The sequence below is a fragment of the Pseudoalteromonas sp. NEC-BIFX-2020_002 genome (assembly GCF_013002825.1).
Taxonomy (GTDB): domain Bacteria; phylum Pseudomonadota; class Gammaproteobacteria; order Enterobacterales; family Alteromonadaceae; genus Pseudoalteromonas; species Pseudoalteromonas neustonica.
In genome coordinates this window covers 357,569-382,618 of the sequence record NZ_JABEPJ010000001.1, presented here as the reverse complement: position 1 = coordinate 382,618, position 25,050 = coordinate 357,569, and the positions used below count along the sequence as shown (strand labels likewise).

The 25,050-nt window shown below is 41.6% G+C and carries 13 protein-coding genes and 1 pseudogene; 5 read left to right on the top strand and 9 right to left on the bottom strand.

What is annotated here, in order from left to right; translation table 11 throughout:
• Positions 1–132 precede the first annotated feature (132 nt).
• A pseudogene (locus tag HJP15_RS21790) lies at positions 133–592 on the top strand (alpha-amylase family glycosyl hydrolase); the annotation flags it as partial.
• 541 nt (positions 593–1,133) lie between these two features.
• Positions 1,134–1,577: an SMI1/KNR4 family protein gene (locus HJP15_RS01585; protein ID WP_212760603.1), complete on the top strand. Its 444-nt coding sequence runs from the start codon at positions 1,134–1,136 to the stop codon at positions 1,575–1,577.
• Positions 1,578–1,953: 376 nt separating this feature from the next.
• On the opposite strand, the gene HJP15_RS22385 is transcribed toward HJP15_RS01585, so the two are convergent.
• The 6 genes from HJP15_RS22385 to HJP15_RS01555 form a co-directional block, all read right to left on the bottom strand.
• Positions 1,954–2,154 (bottom strand): transposase, encoded by a 201-nt coding sequence (locus HJP15_RS22385; RefSeq protein ID WP_502706957.1) that lies wholly within the window; start codon positions 2,152–2,154, stop codon positions 1,954–1,956.
• 73 nt (positions 2,155–2,227) lie between these two features.
• Positions 2,228–6,658, bottom strand: coding sequence for a type I polyketide synthase (locus tag HJP15_RS01575; protein ID WP_170172909.1), 4,431 nt, complete (start codon positions 6,656–6,658; stop codon positions 2,228–2,230).
• A 2-nt stretch (positions 6,659–6,660) separates the two neighbouring features.
• Positions 6,661–11,904, bottom strand: a complete 5,244-nt coding sequence (locus HJP15_RS01570) for a non-ribosomal peptide synthetase (protein ID WP_170172908.1) — start codon at positions 11,902–11,904, stop codon at positions 6,661–6,663.
• Between the two features lie 11 nt (positions 11,905–11,915).
• On the bottom strand, positions 11,916–12,641 hold the full coding sequence (locus HJP15_RS01565) for a thioesterase II family protein (protein ID WP_170172907.1): 726 nt from the start codon (positions 12,639–12,641) through the stop codon (positions 11,916–11,918).
• Positions 12,628–12,876: an MbtH family protein gene (locus HJP15_RS01560; protein WP_502706950.1), complete on the bottom strand. Its 249-nt coding sequence runs from the start codon at positions 12,874–12,876 to the stop codon at positions 12,628–12,630. Before HJP15_RS01560 ends, HJP15_RS01565 begins: the two co-directional genes overlap by 14 nt.
• Positions 12,877–12,917: 41 nt before the next feature.
• Positions 12,918–15,356 carry a penicillin acylase family protein gene (locus tag HJP15_RS01555; protein ID WP_170172906.1) on the bottom strand — a complete coding sequence of 813 codons (2,439 nt, stop codon included), beginning with the start codon at positions 15,354–15,356 and terminating at the stop codon, positions 12,918–12,920.
• A 184-nt stretch (positions 15,357–15,540) separates the two neighbouring features.
• On the opposite strand from HJP15_RS01555, the gene HJP15_RS01550 reads away from it, so the two are divergent.
• Positions 15,541–16,050, top strand: a complete 510-nt coding sequence (locus HJP15_RS01550; RefSeq protein WP_169327783.1) for a sigma-70 family RNA polymerase sigma factor — start codon at positions 15,541–15,543, stop codon at positions 16,048–16,050.
• A 95-nt stretch (positions 16,051–16,145) separates the two neighbouring features.
• Positions 16,146–18,170: a S9 family peptidase gene (locus tag HJP15_RS01545; protein ID WP_170172905.1), complete on the top strand. Its 2,025-nt coding sequence runs from the start codon at positions 16,146–16,148 to the stop codon at positions 18,168–18,170.
• A gap of 858 nt (positions 18,171–19,028) precedes the next feature.
• On the opposite strand, the gene HJP15_RS01540 is transcribed toward HJP15_RS01545, so the two are convergent.
• A complete protein-coding gene (locus HJP15_RS01540; protein WP_054203955.1) occupies positions 19,029–20,630 on the bottom strand; it encodes an isocitrate lyase in 1,602 nt (533 codons plus the stop codon).
• 238 nt (positions 20,631–20,868) lie between these two features.
• On the opposite strand from HJP15_RS01540, the gene HJP15_RS01535 reads away from it, so the two are divergent.
• The gene (locus tag HJP15_RS01535; protein WP_212760602.1) at positions 20,869–23,052 is read left to right on the top strand and encodes a malate synthase G; all 2,184 of its coding nucleotides are present in this window, start codon (positions 20,869–20,871) and stop codon (positions 23,050–23,052) included.
• A gap of 463 nt (positions 23,053–23,515) precedes the next feature.
• Here the strand turns inward: HJP15_RS01535 and HJP15_RS01530 are convergent, their stop codons facing one another.
• Together HJP15_RS01530 and HJP15_RS01525 are read right to left on the bottom strand one after the other, a co-directional pair.
• Positions 23,516–24,241, bottom strand: a complete 726-nt coding sequence (locus tag HJP15_RS01530; protein ID WP_054203953.1) for a YebC/PmpR family DNA-binding transcriptional regulator — start codon at positions 24,239–24,241, stop codon at positions 23,516–23,518.
• A gap of 162 nt (positions 24,242–24,403) precedes the next feature.
• Positions 24,404–25,048 carry an HAD family hydrolase gene (locus tag HJP15_RS01525; RefSeq protein WP_054203952.1) on the bottom strand — a complete coding sequence of 215 codons (645 nt, stop codon included), beginning with the start codon at positions 25,046–25,048 and terminating at the stop codon, positions 24,404–24,406.
• Positions 25,049–25,050 lie beyond the last annotated feature (2 nt).

Genomic DNA, 25,050 nt, shown 5'->3' with positions numbered 1-25,050 from the left:
TTACGGCAAACACATATAGCTGCTCTCTTATTACGATCTCATGAAAATAAAGCAGGACAGGCATAAATTTTTTGCAAAATCTGCAGCATCAATTACTGTTATATTATCCAGCTGTTGATGATTTTATATTTTATGACTCGCGCAAGGAAAAAGCTTATTGATTTAGTATCCACTTACCACTTAATCTCACGATGCGTGAGATGCGCATTCTTGTGGGGTGATGATAAATTGATCACCGTAGGAGTGGCCAGTAAAGCGAATTAAGTTATTAAGTAGTGTGTTCGCCATAGAAATGGCTGCCTACGCGATAATGAGCAATCACTGCCACCTTGTCGTGAACGTCAATAGGCGCCAAGCACTTGATTGCTCTTATGATGAAGTAATTAAACGTTGGTATCAGCTTTATAGCGGCCATATTTTGGTTGATCGTTACTTAAATGGTGAGCAGCAAGATATGGCAAGTGCGTTCTTTTTCAATGAGATCATCGCTAAATGGCGAAAAATTGTATGACATCAGCTAGTATATGAAAATCTCAATGAATACATTGCACGCGAAGCCAATAAAGAAGATAACTGCACGGGCAAATATTATTCACTGCCATCCTTGGTGCCCACCTAGTTTAGCCTTTTTTGCCTAAAATTCCTGCCAAACTATTCAATTCTAAGCTCTGTAACTAACAGTGTGCAAAAGAATAATGATAAGGCTCCCCACGACGGAGAGGTGCTAAATTTTCTGTCAAAATATATGCCTGTCTTTTTTACTTTTTGTTGCCTTGTTCATAATCTAGAAAAGCTGAGAAACACGATGCATTACTAAGGATAAACACTTACTACCTCAAATAAACCACTCACACCTGCAATCCCTTCCAAAACGCCCATTAAAACAACACCCAGTCTTCTTTTTATATTGTACGTAAAATCGAAGTAACCAATTGAATCAAAATTTGAACTCAGTTATGGTTGAGGCATCAATAAAAACAAATTGAAAACGAGTTATTCTAAAGGCTCGTTATGTTTCAAAATCAAATTTAGGTGTACTCAAGATAATTATGGAAATACTCTACGGAGGTTTCGACCTTAATAGCTTCTGGGAAGAATGTGAATATGCCGAAAAAGAATATGTTTGTGAACCTTTGACGGATCAACTAGTTGAAGAAATAGAAATTGAATTGGGCTATAAATTACCTCCTTCTTATATTGAGTTAATGAAAACTCAAAATGGTGGAAGCCCCAATAATACAGCGGTACCATGTAACGAACCTACATCGTGGTCTGATGATCATGTAGCAATTACTAGTATCTACGGTATTAGTAAAAATAAAAGTTGGTCTCTTTGTGGTGAACTCGGTAACCAATTTATGATCGACGAATGGGAGTACCCTGAAATTGGAGTGTATATCTGCAATTGCCCATCTGCAGGACATGACATGGTCGCTCTAGATTACCGTAAATGTGGTAATAATGGTGAACCTGAAGTTGTACATGTCGATCAAGAGTCTGATTATAAAATTACATTTCTCGCTTCTAATTTAGAGAGCTTTATAAAGTCACTTAAACATGACGATTATTACGGGTAAGTGAACATAATAAATAAGGATAGGTTGCGCGAAGCCGCTACTTAATCCTATTGCTGGACAAGCCCGTTGCTAATACGCTTATTTATAGTAAATAAATTGATAGGCGCTTTGGTTGGCTGCTTGATTATTTTTTTCAGACTGAGTGTGGATAAGGCTGCGTATTGGTTTAATTCACGCATTTAGTTTTGTTATTGCGTCGACTCCAACTCCTTAGAATAAGATCACATCCGTGTTTTATATCGTCATCCCGACAGCGTGTTGTTGCCTCATAATATGACGGCCAATACGCGCCAGATACAACGTCATGTGCGCTTTGCATTGCCATGTAAAAACCCACAGTTACGCGTACATTGAAAGCCTTTTGGCAGGATGTGCTTTACACCCGCCATAAAAAATCACAGCCTGGCTCAGTGATGCATTTATCCTGTTTGGTGGCACTCTCGCGGTAACGAAAGGTCACATTCCCGTGTTGATTTTCAATTGTTTTTTGCTCATTAGTCACCCCGCGATACAAATAGCGCACTAAATAGGTGAGGACAAAGTCATTGTCTGTATAGCCAAGTTCATGGGCCGCTATTTTTTAATTTTAGCCTCAGAACAATTGCAATAAAAAAGCCCAAATCTATTCAGATTTGAGCTAGCATTTTCTTCTATGATGAAAGCTGCTCTATGAGCTTGCCTTCAATAATATAGGCTAAGTTATCAATGCTCGGATCTTCAAAGAACTCCGCTGGTTCTAATTCAATGGAGAACTGCTGCTTTACTTTCGCCAACATTTGAATCGCTATCAATGAGTCACCACCCAAGGCAAATAAACTGTCAAATACACCTATTTGATCAAAACCAAGAAACTCGCGCCAAACAGCTACCAGCTTATGTTCAAGTTCACTCTCAGGTGCTTCATATTCGGTGTCTAAATCTGGGCGCCCATGTCCTGCAGGCTTCGCTTTAGCGTTTAAAATCGCCTGCTCCGCCTCGCGTGTTACGCGTACTAGTTGTGACCAACTCATGCTCGTTGCATACACTTGCGACTGACCACAAGCAAAAATATCAGCCAACATGGCTGCACCAATATCACCTTGCAGCCCTAATCCTTCAGGCAAGTCAAACTTAGCAGCCATCCCGGTTTGAGCCCAAGCATCCCAGTTAATACTGACAACGGGGAAATTATGTGATTGCCGAGCCAATGTATCTAAATATACGTTGGCCGCACAATAGTCACTTTGTCCATATGCGCCTAATACAGAGGCTAAAGAAGAACACACCACTAACTGCTGTAAAGCATGCTCTTTAAACACATGTAAAACGTTCTGCGTACCTTGAATTTTGCTCGATAAGGTCACGCTAGCGTGTGCCATTGACATCCCAGCAATGAACCCACCACCCGGTAGCCCTGCACTATGAACAACATGCGTGATCGTGCCAAATTGCTGCTCAGCTAACTTTACAGACTGCCCAAGCTGTACGGGGTCCAGTACGTCAGCAGTGATCACCATTACATCAACATTCTGCGCCTGCAGTGATAATAAAGCCGTTACCTGCTTACGTAACTTCTCGTCAGTCTCACTGGCTTGCTGTAATGCTTGCCACTGAGACTCAGGTGCAAACTGGCTACGTGTTTGCAAAATAAGCTTGTGACCTTGCTCACCTAGGTATTTAGCCAGATGTAACCCTACACCACCCAAGCCACCGGTAATTAATGTTACACCCGCCTCAATCGATGCATCAGCACTCGTAGGAATAACTTGCTGACTAAGCACAAAACGTTGCTTACCGCGATACGCTATTTCATTATGTTCGGGCTTATCCTCCACTAAATCAGCCACCAATTTAGTCAATACATCTTCATTGAAAGTCGTATCTGCATCTTTGAATTCAATCACACGCGTGACTGTATTATGCTCTAGAGGCAACCCGCGGGTTAGCCCCAAAAGCGTGGCTTTCTCTGGTGATAAACTTTCATCATCCAATACTGAGAACAACTGGGTAGCTAACACACTTAAGCGCACATTAAAGGTGGCAACTAGGTGCTGTACCATTGGCAGTAATGCCTCATAACCAATGACATCATCCGATTGTGCCGACATAAAAAAGCGCGTATCTACAAAATGTGTTACCTGTGTACCATCCGCTAAATAGGTATGTAACTTTTCCCAATGAGTGGGGTTTGTGTGATCAAAATGAATGTGGCCATTGTCTTGTATCGTAAACTCTATGTGACCTTTTTGTACTGCCCATAACGTGGTTAATTGTGCGCCACGTTCAATAAGCGCTGTACTCAGTGCGCTGCATACCTGAGAGTCTGAAGCCAATAATAAAAAGTGCTCTGCGCTCAAATCTTGACGCTTAGGATTCAAAGGCTGCTGTTGCCAAATAGGTTGCAATAATTGCGGCTGTAAACTAGATGACTCTGCTCCCCGTGTCGCTGACACACTACGGTTTTGATTTACCTCAACCCAATATTCTTCCTGGCTAAACTGATATTCTGGCAATACTTTAGCCACACTCGGCGTAAGCTCTCCAACATGTTGCCAATCAATATTTAATCCTAATTGCCATAACGTTGCAGCCGTTTTAGCAAAAGGCGCTATGACTTCTTTAATATCGCGCGCATGAGCAATAGAGTTTAAAACCGTCAACTCTTTCGTAATACCCACCTGCTTAACCAATTTATGCAGCGTATCACCAGGCCCTGCTTCAATGAGCACATCACAGTGCTCAGATAACGTGTGTACCCCATCGGCAAATTTAACTGGCTGACGAATGTGATCTAACCAATACTGTACCGATGTTGCTTGCTCATTTGTGATCAACTGCCCAGTGACATTACTCACAAAAGCAATGTCAGGCGCGCTTAAGTGCGCTTTCTCTAAAGCAACTTTAAACTCCGGTAATACCGATTCAGTTAAATGGCTATGAAATGCATGAGATACATGGAGTCGTGTGCAACTTATCTGTTCAACCTTTAATTGTGTCTGTAATGCTTTTATTGCCTCTTTTGTCCCAGCAACCACCGTATTCGTCGGACTATTTAACGCGGCAATATCCAGCTCAGCAGTTAAATAAGGGGCAATACTTTGCTCATCTGCCACGACAGATAACATAGTACCAGGAGCCATACCTTGTAGCGCTTCTCCTCTGGCCGCTACCAACGTAACCGCCGTTTCTAATGACATCACATTTGCCAAACATGCTGCGACATACTCGCCGATACTGTGCCCTAGCATGCCCGTGATCGTTACACCTAATGCCTGATATGTACGCGCCATCGCATAACCTACTATAAATAATGCAGGCTGCGTCACTCGCGTTTGGTTAAGGAGTTGATTCGCTAACAAAACTTTATCTTCATCAGGTGAAAACACCGTATTAAGTTGCTGTTGTAATTGTTCAGAAAAATGACTCATTGTGTCGATAAACACGGATTTAAAATACGCGTTATGTTTGAGCAGCGGCTGAGCCATCGTTACATACTGAGAACCCTGTCCTGAAAACAGTAAGCCAATACGCGTATCCGTTGCTCTCTTAGCAACCACTTCACGACTTAGCATCGCGACTGCTTGTTCTTGATCTTTGACCACAAACGCTTTTTTATAGGCCAGTGCTGCACGCTTTTGCTGTAATTGAGCAGCAGCCTCAGGGAGATTATATGGCTGCGCGACCAACATCTTTTGAAGCGCAGCAACTTGATCTCTCAGCCCGTTTTTGGTCGCAGCGCTCACGGGTAAGATATACCAAGGAGCTCGAAGTGCTGACGCTGTTAATACCGGCTGCTCTTGCGAGACATATTCTTCTAAAATAACATGTGCATTGGTACCACCCATCCCTAACGAACTAACAGCCGCCCTGCGAGGTGTATCACTTTCCCATGCTTTTAATGTGTCATTGACATAAAATGGACTCGTCGAAAAATCAATGGCCGGATTTAACGGCTTGCTATACATACTCGGAGGTAATTGTTTATGTCGCAAAGCTTGAACCGCTTTGATCAAACCGGTCACACCTGCAGCTGAATCTAAATGCCCAATATTGGCTTTAATAGAACCAATGGCGCAATATTGTGTTTTATCTGATTGATATGCTTGGGCAAGCGCAGCAATTTCGATCGGATCACCGAGTTTAGTACCTGTGCCATGTGTTTCAATATACCCAATTGAACTTGGGTCCACGTCAGCAAATTCAAGTGCAGCAGTCACCGCATTGGCTTGGCCTGTCACACTCGGTGCCGTATACCCAATTTTATCTTTACCATCGTTATTAACCGCTGAACCTCGGATCACAGCCAAAATACTATCGCCAGCATTGCGTGCATCTTCAACACGTTTCAATACCACTGCTGCACTTCCGCTACCAATTAAGATGCCATCGGCATTTTCTGAAAAGGCACTTAACTGTCCAGTGGGAGATAAACTCCCTCCAGCGGGTGCATGATACCCCTGCTCGGATGCCAAATTTAGCCATACACCGCCAGCGAGTGCAGCATCACTTTCAAAGTTTTGCAGTGAACGGCATGCCATATGAACGGCAACCAACGAGGTTGAACAGGCTGTTTGTACGGTGACCGACGGGCCTTTAAGATCGAGCTCATAGCTCACCCGTGTTGCTAAAGAGTCTTTATCATTACCGTTTGTTAAAGCTAACAAACTCGTTATGTCATTCTGCGTGTTGTTTGATAACAGATTTTGCAATAAGTAACTCGGTACGCCACACCCCGCAAAGACGCCTGTTAAGTTATCAGCACTTGGCGTAATGCCCGCATCTTCTAATGCATGCCAACACGTCTGTAAAAAAATACGCTGTTGAGGGTCAAGTTGCTCAGCCTCTTTGGGACTATAGCCAAAAAAGCCAGCATCAAACGCTTTAATACCTGAGAACGGGATCCCTGCTTTAACATAGTCAGGATCAACCAACGTGTCACTATCTACCCCAGCACGACCCAATTGCTCATCACTATATGATGTGATGCTACAATGTTGCTTTGCGATATTTTGCCAAAGCTCTTCGACGTTATTTGCATCAGGAAAACGTCCCGCCATACCCACTATAGCGATGTCTAATTCATTATACTCTATATCTGACATATTTATGATTCTCTTGATTTTTTACGACGAGCAGCCAATGCATTCATGCCTTTCTTTTGTTGTTTAGCTGATGGTTTAGACTGAGATTTTACCGTTACTGATGACCCAGAAAGGTGCTCTGCCAATGTGGCAATACTTGGATAGGTAAACAAGTCTGTTAATTGCACGTTGGGGTAATAAGTTTGAATTGATTCATGTACTGCCATAAGTAGTAAAGAATGACCACCGATGTCAAAAAAGTTGGCTTGACGGTCAATCTCTGCCTGCTTTAAGTGCTGCTGCCATATTTGACAAATTAAGCGCTCAACATCATTACTTGCCAGTACAACCTGAGACGGAGACACCGACTGCTCTGACGTTATCTTTGGCAGCTTATGTCTTTCTAATTTACCGCTGGCGTTAATAGGCAATTGAGCCATTACGACGATGTGTTTCGGGATCATGTAATGTGGTAACTGTTCACTCAACGCGCGTTTAATACTATCGCCAGTTGGTAACGCCTGCGCATTACACTCCACATAAGCGATAAGCTCTATACCATGCTCACTGCTTTGCGTAACAACCACCGCAGCATCAACAATCGGCAATTGCGTTAAACACAGCTCCACTTCGCCTAACTCAACTCTAAAGCCTCGCACTTTGACTTGGTGATCTCGACGGCCGTGATACTGTAGCTGGCCATTATCCCAACTCACTAAGTCACCAGTCGCATACATACGCGCGCCATTGGTACTGAATGGGTCTGCGATGAATTGACTGGCTGTTTGTCCAGCTCGACGCCAATATTCACGCGCAATAATCTCACCACCAACATACAGCTCACCGATCTGCTTTTCGGCGACTAATTCAATATTGTGATCAAGCACATACAATTTGCGCCCGTGTAACGGCTCACCTAAAGGAACAGCCTTTACTGGAAGATTAGCTTGGCAATCGTAAATTGCTGCTTCCACCACTATTTCTGTAGGCCCGTATGTATTTAATAAGCGAACATGCTCAAGTCCTGCGCGTCGCCAGTCAGCAATGCCAGTGATAGACATTGCTTCACCACCAGAGTGGACTTGCCTTAGTTTAGGCAGCAAGATCGGCGCAATATTCTCGTGATGATACGCCCAACTTGAGGCTATACTGCGCCAATAAGCCGCACTTAAATCCATCACCGTAATATGATGACGTTGCGCCTGTGCATAGAGTGTTTTAGCATCCCATAACGCGTCATCTCGCAATACAATGGCACCGCCTGCAGACCACGTCGGGAACACTTGCTCGACAAACGCATCAAAATTAGCGGTCGCGAACTGTAGTACTACATCTTGCTCACTGAGCGAAATAAACTGTTTCGCAGACTCGATATACTGCGCCAATGCATCATGACTAATCGCCACACCTTTGGCTTGACCAGTCGAGCCCGAGGTGTAGTTTAAATAGGCAATATGTGCTGGATGCTTTGATACTGAAGGAGTATTAATCTTTTTATAATGCTGATTTAGCAGCTGCACAGGTGCTAGCAATTGCCCAGAAAAAACAATTCCAGAGTGATCAAGGTCACTGATCACGGCGCTGCATACACTGTCTTTAAGCATATAGTTTAACTTTTCAGCGGGGAATTGGGCATCTAATGGGAGATAGGCAATATTGGCTTTTAAACAGGCTAACACACTTGCCAACATCAGCGGGGTACGCTCAAACAGTACACCCACAACAGGGTTGTCCCCTAACTCTTCAGCCAGTAAAGCATGGGCCAACCTGTTTGAGGTTTGCTCTAACCATTCATAGCTAAATTGTTCGTCTTTATAGATCACCGCTGTACGCTGTGGATATTGCCCTGCATATTCACTTAATTGAACCAGCCAGTGACTAGACGGTGCTATAACATCATCACCTTGAGCTTGTGTAAGCATGCGTGTTGTATCACTAAGGAGTGCCAAATTACCAATTGCGTGTTCAGGGTGTTTCACCACTTGAGAGAGTAGATTCGCCCAGGCTCGTTGCAAATTCTCAATAAATGCAGTATCAAACAGCGCTTCATTATACTGTAATTCAAGCGCCAATTGACCATTATTAAATAAACGTGAATCAATACTTAAATCAAACTGCGCTTCATGTTTTAGCGGTGCTACCTCAACAAGCGACACATCAGGTAACGTATCTAGCATGTCTAAGCTATGCTCAACATGATTGAACATCACTTGAAATAAAGGCGTTTGACCGACATGGCGCTCTGGATTAATGATTTCCACTAATTTTTCAAAGGGGAAATCTTGGTTATCTTGTGCAGCCAACGTGCGATTTTTACACTGTATCAATATGTCACTAAAACTATCGGCGGCATCAATATCTGAATTAATAAGCTGGGTATTTATAAAAAAGCCAGCCAAGTCATGCACTTGGCTATTATTTCGATTGGCCGTTGGGATCGCTACTCGTGGGTTCGGTTTATTGCCCACACGGTAACATAGCGCTTGGAAACTGCTTAATAGCAACATAAATAAACTGGCACTGTGTTTATGTGCTAGCGTCTGTAAACTTTCAACTTGTTGATAATCTAAGTGTAATATTGAGGTAGCTAATGGCACCATGTCTACTTGTCGTGGGTGTTGAGGCTCAAAGAGTAATTCATCAGCCGGTAAGCTCAGCGCGTCCTGCCAATAGGCTAATTGCTGCTGCGCTTGCTCAGTTGCTAACCACTGCTGTTGCCACTGAGCATAATCACCATACTCAATTTCAGACTGGTGATTGTCTAATGTTCGGCCCTGAGCTAACCGCTGATAGTGCTGACTTACCGCACGCAGTAATAAATCAAATGTCCACGCATCTGATGCAATGTGATGCATGCTCATCACCCAGATATATTCTTCATCTGTGCATTGTACGAGCCCAACACGGAAATTTTCTCCTTTTTCAAGGGCAAACGCTTTACTGTTCAACGTTGTTATCCAGCTGTCAGCTTGTGCTGCAATATTCTGCTCAGACCGTAAATCAACATACTGCCAGTTTAGATTTTGCTTCGTTACCGTTTGGCGCCATTGCCCTTGGTCATTTTTATAATAACGATGGCGTAAAACAGCATGCTCTGATAAAACCTGTTCACACGCTTGCTGTAACCATTGCTTTGAAAGCTTTCCTGTGAGTACTATCTGAGCACCAATATGGTATGCATTACTTTGCGGCTGCAATTGCCACAGAAATAGCTGGCGTAATTGCTGAGCGCTTAGCTCACTGTTAGACAGCTGCTGAGGCATAATCTTTTGCAGGGCTTGGGTATTGTCCAATGTGCTTTTTAGCAAAGCACAGAATTGGCCAAAGGTATGCGCTTTAAATAAACTGGTTGGCGCAATATGACACGAGAATTCGGCTTCCACTTTCGCCAAAAGTTGCACTGCTTTAATGGAACTTCCGCCCAACGCAAAGAAGTCTGCTCCCTCATGACGTATCGGGTAATTAAGCGCCGATTGCCATATCGTGGCTACTGTTGTTTCCAACTCACTCCAATGGCTATTATCGTTCTCTTGCACGCTCTGTAATTGTCCTAGTGCATCACGATTGAAGTCGCCATAAATCGCCAGCTTTTTAAGGCCATATAACTTTAAACAAGCACTGCGCTGCAATTTACCACTGGACGTTTTAGGTAAAGCACCTTGATCAAGCAATAGGACTAGTTCAGGACTTTGCCCAAAGTGTTCAATAACATAATCTCTGACGATGAAAGCGACTTGCTCTTTGGGCATCTCGTCCCGAAACTTATTGCTGGTTTCAATGGCTAAGCCAATGCCCTCTCCCTGCTCGACACTTGGCACAGGAAATGCCGATACACGCCCTTTACGTACAAAGCTCAAGCCAGCCTCAATACTACGCTCAATATCCTGCGGATAAATATTGTGACCATTGATAATGATCAAATCTTTTTGACGCCCGGAGATATACAACTGACCTTTATATAGGTAGCCCACATCACCCGTTCTAAGCCAGCGATGATTATCGCAATCTACAAATGTCTCAGCTGTCGCTTGCTCATTCTGCCAATACCCTACAGCGATACTTGGCCCAGCAGCCCAGATTTCGCCAATTTGACCTTCATGCAATTCAACGAATGTATTGGAGCACGTGATCCTAAGTAAATGCTGAGAAGGGGGAGTGCCACAACTTACTTGATGGCTATATTCACTGTTATTACGACGATCTTGTGTGGGGACTTTAATAGCTTTGCCTTGGCTTAATGCATCATTACAAAATGCATTTATGTGCGCCCCTGCACTGGCTTTACTGCCAGTGACTAATAATGTCCCTTCTGCTAACCCGTAACATGGATACAATGCACCTGGTTTAAAACCTGTCATCGTAAAATGATCAGCGAAGTCTAACAACGTATCATGGCGAATTGGTTCTGCACCAGAAAATGCAACACGCCAACTCGATAAATCTAATGTCGCTTTGTGCTTTTCTTTGATCCGTTCCATACATAAGCGAAAAGCAAAATCAGGCCCACCAGAAATGGTCCCTTTGTATTCACTGATCAACTCTAACCACCTTATTGGTTTTTCCATAAAATAGCGTGGTGATGCCAATACCAATGGAAAACCCGTAAATAAAGGCTGTAATAAACCACCAATAAGGCCCATATCGTGAAATAGCGGTAACCAACTAACAAATACATCTTCTGTTGATGTCTCGAGTGATTCAGCAATCGCTATTTCATTAGCAATTAGGTTTGTATGACTGACCATCACACCTTTAGGCTTTGCTGTTGATCCTGATGTGTATTGTAAAAATGCAATGTCGTTTGGCTGTGCCTCATAACGAGATGGGGTTTCATAGCAGTCAACAAGCTCATCAACCACCAATATTTGGCTACCTGCAAGCTGTTCGCACATTACATTTACGGTATCTGCGAAACGACGACTCGTAAGCATTAACGTCGCTTGTGAATCTTCAGCAATGCCGAGTGTACGTGCAATATGTTGCGCTTTAGTTGATTCTGGCGCAAAACTGGGGATCGCTGTAACCCCCAAATATTGACATGCTAAAAAGCTAGTGACGTAATCAATTCCTGTATCCATAAGAATTAATACACGTTCTTTTGCTTCAACTAACGGCGCAATATGACTCGCAACAAGCAAGCTTTGTGCATAAAGTGCTTTATAACTATAGGTGATTTGATTTTTACGATCGACACAGATCAGCGCTCGCTGCTCTGGTTGTTGCTCGACATGGACATATAAATAATCCATGATAGTAATAGCAGCCATGATTTACTCCATTAAAGTGAACAGGCAATAGCAGTTGAATGGGTTAGTTTATTGGTAATGTAGGCTAATAAAGCGTCTTGCTGTGGTTGTAAATAGAAATGCCCTCCGCAAAAAATTCGGTAATCAATCACTGAGTTTGTAATATCTTGCCAAGCCAAATTATGTTGTTCGGTCATACTATCTTGATCACCAGCAAGCACAGAAACAGGCACTTTTAAAAGTGGGTGTGGTTGATATTTAAAACTCAGACATACAGCAATATCAGCAGCAAAAATAGCCACAACCATATCCAATAGATCTGGGTGTTCAAATACCTCCTTGGGCGTACCACCAAGGCATTTTAAATCTTCAATAATTGATTCATGTGTATCTAAATTAGTAAATCGCTGATTATTGCGATGAGTTGGCGCTGCGCATGCTGAAACAAACAAATGTTCAGGCAATGGTCGGTTTTGTTGAACTAGTTTTAAACAAACGCCATAAGCTAGTAACCCCCCCATACTATGACCAAATAATGCAAAACGTGCAGGAAACTCAGCTGGCAATTTCAGAATAATATCGTCAACCATATCCGAAAATGTAGTTTTCAACGGTTCACTAAAGCGTGAACCTCGACCTGATAATTCAATGCCTACCACATTGATATTTGCTGCAAGTGAAGAGCCCCATCGTTGATACATTGCTACAGAACTGCCTGCACAAGGCAGGCAATATAAAGTAATCTCAGGCTTCATCATGACTTTGAGCTGCTTGCTCTGCTATTGCTTGACGTAAACTCAAAGGCCGCATATCCGTCCAATGCTGATTTATATAATCTAAACAAAGGGTTTTATTTCCCTCAATACCCACATCACTCCATCCCCCTGGTACCGTTTTATAAGCAGGCCATAAGGAATACTGTTCTTCATGGTTAATTAATACTTTAAAGACACCATCTTCATTATCAAAACTCATGCGCTGACCTCTATTCATTTTTAGTTGTTGATTGTGTGACGTACAACAATGAAAAATTTTTAGTCTTTTTCAATAATCAAATACTGTTCACTCACTACTTTTTCTGCCAACTCATCAGCCGTAAAAGGTAAATCGAGTAAGCGCAAATTCTTGCTGTAATACTGACTTTGGTCAGCGAAGTGGTCTGAATTATCACTTGCAGATTGTGAAAAGCTTAATAACCCACGCGCTTGAGGACCGCCTTCAGTAAACTCAACAACCATCATCCAGCTAGAACCAAAATTAATATCAAAACCACGCTGACTTAGGCCTGAGTAGGTTGGCCGCCCTGATACGATATCTATAATTGGTGGTTCGATATTAGGTGAAAAACTAGTTGAATCCATATTGTTAGATGTTGAAAACACATTAAAGCCCCCTACCCGATGAGCCGCACCCGGCCACGGGATCCGTTGCTCTGCTTTTTGTAAAAATTGCACTTGCCCTAGCTCTGCGGTTAAAGAAAACCCTGCAATTTCAACATTTTTTGCTGCAATTAATAACTTGCGTAAAATAATTTCTTGTTGAGGTAACCCACGAGGTGTCGTTTGCGGTTGTAAAGGGTCAAAAGGAATAGCAAAATCAGCTTTAAAATCTAGCTGCTCTGCAAATTCTAAAATAAGGTGGGCCGATTTAGAGGTTAAATTAAATGTACCATCCCATAATGTGATAGCTGCACAAGCAGGATCAACACTCATATTAAGGCCTTCTTTAATGTTTAATTTTTGACCCGAATAGTCGGCACACAATTTCAAAATATCAGGCATAAAACGTTCAAAATACGTTTCGTTATTGAGTAATGCCGTTTCTACTTCTGAGCCATTAAATAGGCCATCAGTGCCCGCAGCGTGCTGTAGCATTGCTAAACTTTGTCGTGTTCGCAGCGACTGTTGGCTATTAATTTTTCCATAAAGTGGAGAATGCGCATGCAAAGGTGACTGAGCATTCGTTAACCAATATGAATCATTTGCATTTTGCACATAATCAGTACGTTCAAGTTGCGGTGCATTTTCAAAATCGATTTCTTTTGAATAAATATATTCACTGTTATTTCCTGGTAATACTGCCATACCAGTCTGTTTGAAAACCTGTGAAATAACAGGATGTTCATTTAATAGTTGCAGTGCTGAAGCGGAGAGTGCTGGAACATTAGAGTCGTCGATATAAAACGTGCTACCTAATTTATCTGCCGCGAGGGTATTGTTAAAAAGCATACCGTTAAAGTCTTTAAAGGTAGCTTTAAATTCAGTCATTGAACCAGCCTGATTTAACGCAAGCCAATGGTCAATAGCATCAAAGCTATCTAAATTTGCTTCTTTAACGACATAGACAAATTCATGATCCCAAGGGAAGCGCTGCGCATCTTCAATCACAATACCGACGTCAGTGTGATAAACAGTTTTCACTAAATGAATAGGGCCAGCTGTTGTTTTTACTTCAAGTTCGATTTCTTGTTGTTCAATATCATGCCATTGCCCATCAATTTGATAACGTAATGGATTATCAGGATCGAGCGAAAGACGATAGATGACGGCATGTTTAGCCGCTGAAAAAGTATGTGTCCATGCTAGTTCATTATTAAAACCAATATTTACAACACCGGGAAAGCCTACAACTGATGCCCCCATTACATTCATTTTTCCAGTAATTTCAGCTTGATGCGCCCAAAATCTAAAATTACCACCAAATGGAAAATGCGGATTTGCTAGTAAAACGCCCTTACCACTTTCAGTTTTTTCTCTGCCCAACGCCCATGCATTTGAACCTTGGGTTTGGATTGGTTGTTCTAAATATGAGCGTGAGATAGCTAACGGCCAATGAGTAAACTCTTTTTCGACTCGTTTTGGTAACCATTCTTGCTCAGTGCCAGGATCAGCCTGCAGCATTGCAGGCATTAAACGCCCTGCACTACTTTGCACACCCAACATTAAAATATTAGCAATGACATCAATTGCCGTAATTGGCTTTACCCATTCTTGTCCGGCACATTCCTTCGCTAATGATTCATCACTTCGCTCTACTGCCGATAAATACGCGTTATATCCATCTGCAAAGCCCGTTGCGAGTGCCTGGGTTTGTTCGGATAAACCTGCATATGCGCGCTCCGTTCTGCCAAGTACATCTAAAATTCGATGACCAAAATCAGACTGCACATAATAGTTGTCCCCTGATTTTTTATCCGCCCCCAAATATTTAGCACGTTGCCCCTGTATACGTAGGTAACCATCCGCCAAAATGCACGCATGGTCTTGTGCTTGTGCATATGCATTGCCATATCCTAATCCATAAAGGCTATCTGCTTTGATATGCGCGATACCGTATTGACTACGTTGAATTGTTACTTTTTCAAAAGTCGCTGTATCTTCAGATAACGTTTTGTCATTTTTTTGCTGGCAACCAGACAACAATTGCAAACCTGCAATAGTAATAAATGCAATGTGGAATCGTTTTAAACTCATATTCTTCTCACTTATTGGTAATTTATAAATGACGAATGAATAAACGATAAAATAACGATAAAACTTCATTTACATTTTTAAACTTTATATTGACAACTGACACTCACTCAAACAATAATGCCAACTGATAATTATTAGCATTCGTAATTGTGGGTGCATTTAAAGTACAAAAAGGAAGTTGGTAGTGTCAGTATTTGCAGTTAAGTGGTCAGAAGTTATTTCTCAAAATAAACCCAAATTACAGGCGTTTTTAAACTCTATTTTACATTGCCCTTACCTAGCTGAAGACGCATTACAAGATACTTATCTACGCTTAGCAGCTATGAGTAAACAACAAAATAACGACGTAAAAAATGCCACTAGTTTTACTTATCAAGTGGCACGAAATATTGCGATTGATATGCTTAGAAAGAAAAAAAGAGATGCGTTAATCGATATTGAGGGGATCCCACTGGATGAACTCCATGACGCCTATTCTGATATCGAAGAACATTATTCACACAAACAACTATCTGAATCCATCAGCAATACGATGAAAAAGCTATCAACTAGGCATCAAAACATTATTAGCTTTTACCGTAATGGCCGTTTTAAACAGAAAGAGATAGCCAATGTTTATAAAATCTCCCCCACCCTTGTCAATTTTATGATTAAAGAAGTGATTCATTCATGTCAGGTAGAACTCAGACATTAATACATTGTGTAATGTGCATTCATCGCAACTAGGTGTATTTTTAATCACTGTTATTTTATAACTAATGCAATACTGTTTAATAACAAGGAATAGAAATGAAGTATATTATCCACCTTACACTTTTAGCGACTATTAGCTGTGCAGGTGTTGCAAGTGAAAACTTGCAAAACCTGCAACTTGAAAACGTATTCGATCTTGAATACGCCAATCAACTTGAAATGACGCACGACGCTAAAACCGTGTATTTTGTGCGTAATCGTATGGATATAAAGTCAGATCGTAAAGTCAGTAATATTTGGTCTGTCGATAGTAATTCAAAACAACTGCAACCGCTTACTTCTGGCGTGCATATGGATTATTCGCCGGTGTTATCTCCAGATGAAACGCGCTTAGCATTTATTTCAACGCGTGATGGTAGCAGTCAGATTTATGTGAAATGGTTAAAAACAGGCGCTGTTGCAAAAATAAGTAATTTAACCAAAAGCCCTGGCAGTTTACATTGGGCGCCCGATGGTAAAAAACTTGTATTCAGCCAGTTTGTATCAAGTAAAGTATCATCTCCTGTAAATCTTCCTGGAAAACCTGAGGGAGCTGATTGGGCAAAACCTGCGATGTTTATCGACGATGTTTATTATCGTGCCGATGGCGGTGGCTACACTAAACCGGGCTTTAATCACTTTTTTGCTATTGATGCCAATGGCGGTAATGCACAGCAGTTAACCTCTGGCGACTTCAATCATGGTGGCTCTATAAGCTTTACAGATGATGGTAAAAGTCTATATTTTTCAGCAAATCGTCACAATGAATATAAACTAAAACCAACTAACTCAGAAGTTTATAAGCTCAACTTAACCAACCTAGAAATAACCCAAATAACCGACAGAGTCGGCCCTGATAACCAGCCTCTCGTTTCGCCTAATGGCCGTTACCTTGCCTATACTGGGTATGATGATAAACGCACTAATTATGAAAACACTCAGCTGTATATTCGTGATTTAAAATCTGGTGATACCAGCAGTCTAACGGCAGATTTTGACAGAAGTGTTGGGGAAATTAAATGGGCAGATAACTCAAAAGGTGTGTACTTTAGTTACGCCAATGAGGGACAAACCGTGCTCGCTTATCAACCACGAAACGGTAAGCGTAAAATAGTGACTGAAAATATTGGTAGTGTGTCATTTGGTCGTCCATATTCTGGCGGCGATTTTGATATTAGTGATGATGGCGAAGTGGCAATTACTCTTGCCGATACACAGCGCCCGTCTGATGTCGCAATAATTAAACGAGGGAAAACTCAACGTTTAACAAAGCTAAATGACGATGCCCTTGGCAATAAAAAGCTGGCAAAGGTAGAAGAAATTTGGCTTAAATCAAACCACGATAGTTTACCTATTCAAGGTTGGATTGCCTATCCTCCGGGTTTTGATAGCAGTAAAAAATACCCGCTTATTCTAGAAATTCACGGCGGACCCGTAGCTAACTATGGCCCTCACTTTAGTGCTGAAGTTCAGCTTTTTGCTGCCAAAGGGAGTGTCGTTTTATACATGAACCCACGTGGTAGTGATTCATACGGAAAAGAGTTTGCACAAACCATCCATCACAATTACCCAAGTAACGATTTTGATGACTTAATGACGGGAGTTGATGCACTAATTGCTAAAGGTTTTATTGATGAATCTAAACTGTTTGTAACTGGTGGTTCAGGTGGCGGTGTATTAACTGCATGGATTGTTGGCCATACTGACCGCTTTGCTGCGGCTGTAGTTGCAAAGCCGGTGATCAACTGGATCAGTTTTGTACTCACTGCTGACTTCTACCCGTTTTTTGCCGATTACTGGTTCCCAGGTAAACCATGGGATCATATTGAACATTACATGAAGCGTTCGCCCATCAGTTATGTTGGTAATGTTAAAACTCCAACGATGCTACTAACGGGTGAAGCTGACTACCGCACACCGATTTCAGAGACAGAGCAATTCTATCAGGCACTTAAGCTGCAAGGCGTTGATACCGCAATGGTGCGCATTCCTGATGCCTCACATGGAATTACAAAACGCCCATCAAACTTGATGGCTAAAGTGGCCTATATTCAATGGTGGTTTGATAAGCACAGTAAATAAAAAGCTTCTAGAGACTAGGGCGTGTTGACCTTTCGTGATTGATTTTGCAGCAGTATGTTTGGTATTTAGGCAAGGCAGAGCCTATGTAGTGTGGTTGTTCCCCATAAATAGGCGATAACGCAGTATAAATGCCAAACATGCGCTGCCCAAAGGGTTCTTCCTAGGGGCGATTGACTCTTTGTTGCTCGGTTTTTACTTAGCCCGCTAGGTTACAAACCTCGCGCCGCGATTAAATCGCCCCTAGGTTGAACAAATTTCAATCCACAAAGGTCAACGCGCCCTAGGTTTTAGGGAAAACCTAGCGCCATCATTTAGTAATTACAATTTATCTTTTACTAACTCGCACTCATTACTTTTTGTAAACCCCCTTTACAAAAAGTGAGTGCTCATTTACATATCATCAAGTTTATACAAATATCGGACTTTGTGTATAAATCGAGTTAGTAAAATTTCGGTTTATGACATTTTTTGGTCGTTGAGTTGGTAAAAAATCGGTTTGAGTCACTGTTTATGGCGTTTAAGTTGGTAAAAAAGTGGTTTGTAATCAGTTAGAGTTAGTAAAAAATAGGTTTATATTTTTATTTTTATGCTCAAAAGCGCAGCTAAACATCGCATTTTGTACCTGTGATACTAAAAAACAGCCATATTTTCCTCTTAAATATGCCATCAGCACTCAGCTGATAAAAATCTGATCCATAATCATTATAAAAATAGCAGCTAGTTAAATACTGATCTGTGCTTGGTTAAATACTGATCTGTACTTAGTAAAATACTGATCGGTGTATAAAGCGCATTAAAAAAGGGCCTAAGGCCCTTTGCAACATTGTTGGATTGGATTTTTATTGGTTATTAAACCTATTAGAATTGATTCATAGTGTTTGCTTCGCCACCGGCTTTAAGCGCATTCTCACCTGAAAAGTATTCTTTATGTGTATCACCCATGTTAGAGCCCGCTAAGTCCTGATGTTTAACGGACGCTTGTTCACGGCGAATTTCTTGGCGTTGAACATCACGTACATAAGCCAGCATACCTAAATCACCAAAATAACCTTCAGATAGAATATCAGTGCTTAGTGCCGCTGTATGGTATGTTGGCAATGTGATTAGGTGATGGAAAATACCAGCTTCACGTGCGCCATCACGTTGGAAGTTCTGTACTAACACATCAGCAGCGACTGCAAGTTCAGTGGCATCCATCTCTGGCGCCATCAGTGCTTTATTATCATCAATACTTGGGTACGCTGATAGGTCACGACCTGCTTCCTGCCATTCTTGGTACACTTGCTCACGGAACTTAAGTGTCCAGTTGAATGATGGTGAATTGTTATAAACTAATTTAGCATCTGGCACTTGCTCCTTAACACGGTTAACAAGTTCAGCAATCTGTTTTACATGCGGTTTTTCAGTTTCAATCCACAGTAAATCAGCGCCTGATTGCAGGCTAGTGATACAGTCTAATACCACACGGTCTTTTTCTGTGCCTTCACGGAACTGGAATAAACCATTATCAAGACGAGTTGGTTTGCACAACTGACCGTTCAGTTTCATGGCGGTATCACCTTCTTTTAAGTCTTCTACACCATTAATTGGCGTTGTTTCTAAAAAGGCATTGTATTGACTCGCCAAATCACCTGGGGTTTGTGATACCGGTACTTTTTGGGTAAGGCTTGCACCCAATGAGTCTGTGCGCGCTACGATAATGCCGTTATCAATTCCTAGTTCTAAAAACGCATAACGAACGGCGTTAATTTTTGCTAAAAAGTCTTCGTGCGGCACGGTTACTTTACCTGCTTGATGGCCACATTGTTTAGCATCTGATACTTGGTTTTCGATTTGAATCGCACAAGCGCCTGCTTCAATCATTTTTTTAGCGAGTAAGTAGGTCGCTTCTTCATTACCAAAACCAGCATCAATATCAGCAATAATTGGCACTACGTGGCTTTCAAAATTATCGATTTTATCAAGTACCGTTTGTACATCGCCGCCTGTTGCTTTGGCGTTATCAAGATCTTTAAATAAATGGTCAAGTTCGCGGGCATCAGCTTGCTTTAAGAACGTATAAATCTCTTCGATTAGGGCCGGTACAGAGGTTTTTTCATGCATACTTTGATCAGGCAGTGGACCAAACTCAGAGCGAAGAGCTGCAACCATCCAACCACTTAAGTATACATAACTGCGCTTAGTGGTTTTTTGGTGACGCTTAATTGCCATCATCATTTGTTGGGCAGTAAAACCGTGCCAGCAACCTAGTGATTGTGTGTATTGGCTAGTATCAGCATCATAAGCGGCCATGTCTTCACGCATAATGTCGGCAGTGAATTGTGCAATTTCTAACCCTGTACGAAAGCGATTTTGTAAACGCATACGACTTGCGTATTCAGGGTTAATTGCTTGCCACGTTTTACCTTGTGCTTGGCAAAGTGTTGCTAATGTATCTGTTTCACGTTGATAAGTAGTCATAATAAAAATCCTTTGAACGGGTTAAAGCTAAAGTTTATATATGTGAGAGAGGCCCAAGAGCTCATGCTCCGTAGCGCTTACATAAACATTAGGCCGATTTATAAAATTTAGTAAATTTATAGTTGTTATGCTGGCTATACATTTTATGAATGGCCAAAAAGCATCCATGGCAATGTTTTTACGTTATGGTTAGCACATAAGAAATTTATGCATCGCGACCGTTTAAAGGATAGCAATTATGACAACCTCCTCTCACAACCAGTTTGGGTTAACTGTAAATAACCAATTAGCCGACTTTGTTAATAATCAACTATTACCTGGTACAGGTATTAGTGAACAACTTTTTTGGCAAGGGTTTACTGACATTATTAATGACCTTAGCCCTATCAATCGTGCATTATTAGTTAAGCGTGAAGACTTACAACATCAAATTGATTGCTATCATTTAACCAATAACCACTGGGATGCTGCGCAATATCAACAATTCTTGACTGACATTGGCTATTTAGTTCCTGAACCTAATGATTTTTGTATTGAGACTGAAAATGCCGAGCCTGAGATAGCCCTTACCGCAGGCCCTCAGCTCGTTGTGCCAGTAAGCAACGCACGCTTTGCACTTAATGCAGCAAACGCGCGTTGGGGCTCGTTATACGATGCGCTCTATGGCACTGATGTACTAAGTGAAGAAGATGGCGCAGAGAAAGGCAATACCTATAATTCGGTGCGCGGCTTTAAAGTAATGGCCTACGCGAGACAGTTTTTAGACAAAGCCTTACCGCTTGAGAATGGCTCTCATATTGAAAGCACTAACTATTCAGTAGTAAACGGTCAACTCATTATCACCTTACGAGATAGCTCTCAAACAGGCCTAAAACAGCCAGAACAACTCACAGGCTTTCAAGGTGAAGCACAAAACCCTAGCGCCATTTTACTAATAAACCATGGTTTACACATTGAACTGCAAATAGATCATCAACACACTATTGGTCAAGCTGATAAGGCGGGTTTAAAAGACGTTGTACTAGAGGCGGCACTCACCACTATTATGGATTGTGAAGACTCAGTTGCCGCAGTAGATGGTGAAGATAAAGTGCAAGTTTATCAAAACTGGCTCGGCTTAATGAAAGGCACACTGATTGAATCATTTACAAAAGAGGGAAAAACCATTGAACGTACCCTTGCCACAGATCGTCATTATAATGGTGTAAATGGCAAACCTCTGAGCCTAAAAGGCCGTAGCATGATGTTTGTGCGTAATGTGGGCCATTTGATGACAAACCCAGCAATTCAAGATAGCCAAGGCAATGATGTATTTGAAGGTATAATGGATGCAATGATCACGGTAACCGCCGCACTGCATGACTTAAACGGGAATAGCCCTGTAAAAAACTCCACCGCAGCCAGTATTAATATCGTCAAACCCAAAATGCATGGCCCTGAAGAAGTTGCATTTACCAATACTTTATTTAGCCGAATCGAACAGGTTCTACAACTACCAACAAACACTATTAAGATGGGTATAATGGATGAAGAACGCCGTACCTCAGTCAACTTAAAAGCCTGTATAGAAGCGGCAAAACAACGCGTGGTATTTATCAATACCGGATTTTTAGATCGCACAGGTGATGAAATCCATACCTCAATGCAAGCAGGCGTCGTCCTACCAAAAGCAGCGATTAAGCAACAACCTTGGATCAGCGCTTATGAAGACAGAAATGTCGATATTGGCTTACAAACAGGATTAAGTGGCCGCGCTCAAATAGGTAAAGGGATGTGGCCAATGCCTGATAAAATGGCACTGATGATGGAGCAAAAAATTGCTCATCCACAATCAGGTGCCAATACAGCATGGGTGCCCTCCCCTACGGCAGCCACCTTACATGCCATGCATTATCATGATATGGATGTATTTACCTGTCAAAAATCGATTTCGCAACGCCAACAGGCAAGCTTAAGCCAATTACTAACTCCTCCTTTGATGGTAGATGCAAACACGCTAAGCAAAGAAGATATTCAAGCTGAACTCGATAACAACGCGCAAGGAATATTAGGCTACGTAGTACGTTGGATTGACCAAGGTGTCGGTTGCTCTAAAGTGCCTGATATTAACCACATAGGCTTAATGGAAGACCGTGCTACATTACGTATTTCGAGTCAGCATATGGCTAACTGGCTACAGCATGGGGTATGTACGCAAGCACAAATTGAGAATACGATGGCAAAAATGGCAAAAGTCGTTGATGGGCAAAATGAAGGTGATCCGGCTTATATCAATATGGCGGACTCAACCCAAAGCCTAGCAAACAGTATTGCCTATCAAGCAGCCCTAGCCCTTATATTAGAAGGCGTTAAACAACCCAGTGGCTATACTGAACCATTGTTACATTCCTTTCGTATAAAATACAAAGCAATGCAGCAATAACTCCCCTTCGAGTTTATTTGTGTCATATAGCCAACCTTCGGGTTGGCTTTTTTTTGCTTATTCATAACTACAATGAATGGCTAACATTCAGCAATAATTACCAACCAACAAAAAACGTATTAAAAGTACGGGGCTTTATAAATCATCGCGATACTTCAATGAGTAAGCTCGTACTGGCAGTATGATATGAAATACCTTGAGCGCGGTGTTTCAGTTCCCATAGGTACAGGTTTATAAAATTCTTTAAGTGATTTGTCCACCACTGAGAATACACAGTTCACAGAGAGGAAATTAATGACTTTTTATTTAAGCTTTCTCGGTGTAGCGCGCAGTGCCCCCAGCCCTCGCTGGTAAAATAGACTTGTCGTGTATAAATGACTACAGGAGCGCGGTGGATATTACTTTTAAGAGAGTATATTGCCACCGCGAATCTCATTGTCGCGAGATAAACTCGCTGCTACCTTTAACTAACAACCGTAGCGTTGTGATAAATGTTTTGTACGTCGTCGCAATCTTCAAGCATGGTAATAAACTTATCAAAATTAGCAATGTCATCTACATCTGTAATATCTATGTGTACTTGTGGTACAAACGTAATTTCGTCAACTTCGAAATTAATGCCTTCAAATGCTTCCTCAAGAGCTGTTTTTGCCTTAAAATATTCTGTATGCGGGGCAAAAACAGATACTTTACCGTCTTCCACTTCTACATCGGTTACATCAACATCAGCCATCATCAGCGCTTCAAGTACGACCTCATCGTCATCACCACTAAAACCTAATACAGCAAAGTGGTCAAACATATGGGCAACACAGCCTGGAGTGCCTATTTTTGAATCGGTTTTAGTAAACGGTAAGCGCACATCTTTAATGGTACGATTAGGGTTATCTGTTAAGCAGTCAACAATTACCATGCAGTTACCAGGGCCATAACCTTCATAACGGGCTGTTGAATAATCTTCCCCTGCTCCGCCCGCTGCTTTTTCAATTGCTTTTTCGATTACATGTGCAGGAACTTGGTCACGTTTCGCACGCTCAATTAAACGCTTAAGCGATTGGTTTACTTCTGGGTCAGGCTCACCGTTTTTTGCAGCAACGTAAATTTCTTTACCGTATTTAGAATTAACTTTGGTTTTAGCATTGGCTGTTTTAGCCATTGAACTTTTGCGGACTTCAAATGCTCTGCCCATCTTACGCCTCTATTGTAAACTCGATATATTGAAAACATTTTAACAATTCACGCTGTGTTGGGCTAGTAGTTAAATGAGTGTCAAATAACAATTATAATGTTTCATTTCACATGACTAATATTTAAAACCATTAAACAACACTCTATTTAACATAATAATAAATTATTGAACGCTGGAGTGTAAAAAAAGTAACTCTTGTTGATCTTCTCTCAACTGATTTATTAACTTAGGCAGTTCACTAAAGTGACGAAGAATGTAATCTGCTTGATTGGCATATAAAGGCATTTCATCAGGTGCGTATAAGCACGCTCTCATATTTGCATTATGTGCAGCTTGAATATCATAAAGATAGTCTCCAACATACAAGAGATTTTTCTGGTCTATATTCCACAGCGTGGCAATTGCATTTAACGCACTCGGATCGGGTTTCGGTGGGGCATCACTTCGCGTAAGTACCGTTTGTATTGGCAGCGGATTATTTTTTAATTTAATCGCCACAGCGCGGTCATAATTGCGTGTCACAATTGCCATTGGTATAGCAAGCTCTTTAAGCTGTGTTATAGCTTTCGCAACACCGGGTAGTAAATAGGCATGCTGGGCATCCATAAGCTCATGCTGGTGAACAATGTTCATTGCTTCTTCGCGCATATATGGTGACGGTAAAGTGGCTATATAACTGAGTAAGTCAACCTCCTCAGGGCAGCCTATTTGAGCTCTAATTAATGTAAAATCAAGATCAGATGACACTAAAGTCCCATCTAAATCAAAAATAACCCCTTCAACAGAATGATGATGATATGTGTTCATAC